The organism is Vibrio sp. 2033 (genome assembly GCF_033339735.1).
In genome coordinates this window covers 1-1753 of sequence record NZ_JAWOVC010000071.1, presented here as the reverse complement: position 1 = coordinate 1753, position 1753 = coordinate 1, and the positions used below count along the sequence as shown (strand labels likewise).

Below are 1753 nucleotides of genomic sequence, written 5' to 3'. Positions count from 1 at the left end.
ACAAATCTTAGAAAATGAAACGCTGTCTGGCGCCTTCAATTTGTTCTTACGCTGGTTGCCGCTCTTGCTGTCATTTTTTGCATTTTTAGGTTTGTACATTCTGGTGCCAAACAAAAAAGTGCATTTAGCGCATGGTGCTGTAGGCGCCGCCGTTGCGGCGATACTGTTTGAATTAAGTAAGAAAGGCTTTGCCCTCTATATCACTCAGTTCCCGTCTTACCAGCTGATTTATGGCGCTTTAGCCGCAATTCCTATCTTGTTTGTCTGGGTTTACTTGTGCTGGATGATCGTCTTGCTGGGGGCAGAAGTCACCGCAGCATTGGGTGAGCAAGAGCACTGGAGTGAAGATCTAGACATGATACACTCGTCGGCTGAATCTCAGTTAGCAAATGAAGGAAGCGAGAGTAGTGATAGCGCTAATTCAACGAGTCAGTGAAGCGGCCGTTCGTGTAGACGGTGAAGTGGTTGGAGAAATCGATACAGGTCTTCTTGTCCTACTTGGTGTTGAGAAGGACGACGATGAAGCCAAAGCAAAACGTTTGATGGAACGTGTGACCACCTACCGAGTCTTTGAAGACGACGAAGGAAAAATGAACCTCAACGTCAAACAAGTGAACGGTAAGGTTTTGGTGGTGTCTCAATTTACATTACCGGCAGATACCAAGAAAGGCACACGTGCAGGCTTTTCTCGTGGTGCGCATCCAGCCGACGCTGAACGTCTGTATGACTACTTTTCTGACTTGTGTGAGCAGGAATTGCCAACCGAGCGTGGTCGCTTCGCGGCCGATATGAAAGTGTCATTAATTAATGACGGCCCAGTGACTTTTTGGCTACAGGTCTAATCTGGCGTGGATACACCCATGGTCTAAGCTATATACCCAAGTGATTTGATTTTACTTGGGTATTTTCTCCCCAAGATTCTTACTGATTTGCACTTTCAAAGGATTGATATGTTCAAACTCATAACTCCAACAACCGAAAATCAGCTTAACAAGTACTATCAATTTCGTTGGCAAATGCTTCGAGAGCCATGGCGCATGCCAGTAGGCTCTGAACGGGATGAATATGATGTGGTGAGCCATCACCGCATGATTGTGGATAGCCGTGGCCGTCCAATGGCGATCGGACGTTTGTACATTACTCCGGATAACGATGGCCAAATCCGCTATATGGCGGTGAAAGGCAATCGTCGCAGCAAAGGCATGGGCTCACTGGTGTTGGTCGCGTTGGAATCGCTTGCGCGCCAAGAAGGTGCGAAACGTTTGGTATGTAATGCCCGTGAAGATGCGATTGCGTTTTATGAAAAAAATGGTTTTGAACGTCGTGGTGAGTTGACCGATGAACGCGGTCCGGTCCGTCACCAACAAATGGTGAAGCCGCTTGATCCGATGGCGAATGTGTTACGTCGCCCAGAATGGTGTACGGAATTGCAGCAGCGCTGGGAAGCGCAGATCCCAATTGCGGACAAAATGGGCATCAAAATCAACCAATACACCGGTTATCAGTTCGAATGCAGTGCCCAGCTCAATCCGAATTTGAACCCGCACAATACGATGTTTGCTGGTTCGGCATTTACGTTGGCAACGCTGACGGGATGGGGAATGACGTGGTTACTGCTCAAAGAGCGCGGTTTGCATGGCGATATTGTTCTGGCAGACAGCTCGATTCGTTATCGTCATCCGGTGGATCAAAATCCGGTGGCGAGTACCTCGCTTGATGGTATCAGTGGTGATTTGGATCGCTTGGCGTCAGG

Annotated in this window: 3 protein-coding genes; all 3 read left to right on the top strand. The window is 48.3% G+C overall.

Features of this window, described 5'->3' with window-relative positions:
* On the top strand, positions 1-436 hold a 436-nt coding region (locus R7P74_RS24635), incomplete at its 5' end, for a YihY family inner membrane protein (protein WP_318123274.1).
* Positions 408-842 (top strand): D-aminoacyl-tRNA deacylase, encoded by a 435-nt coding sequence (gene dtd, locus R7P74_RS24630; RefSeq protein ID WP_005478645.1) that lies wholly within the window; start codon positions 408-410, stop codon positions 840-842. The genes R7P74_RS24635 and dtd, both read left to right, overlap by 29 nt.
* A 108-nt stretch (positions 843-950) precedes the next feature.
* Positions 951-1753: bifunctional GNAT family N-acetyltransferase/hotdog fold thioesterase (locus tag R7P74_RS24625; RefSeq protein ID WP_318123273.1), on the top strand; the 803-nt coding region annotated here is incomplete at its 3' end.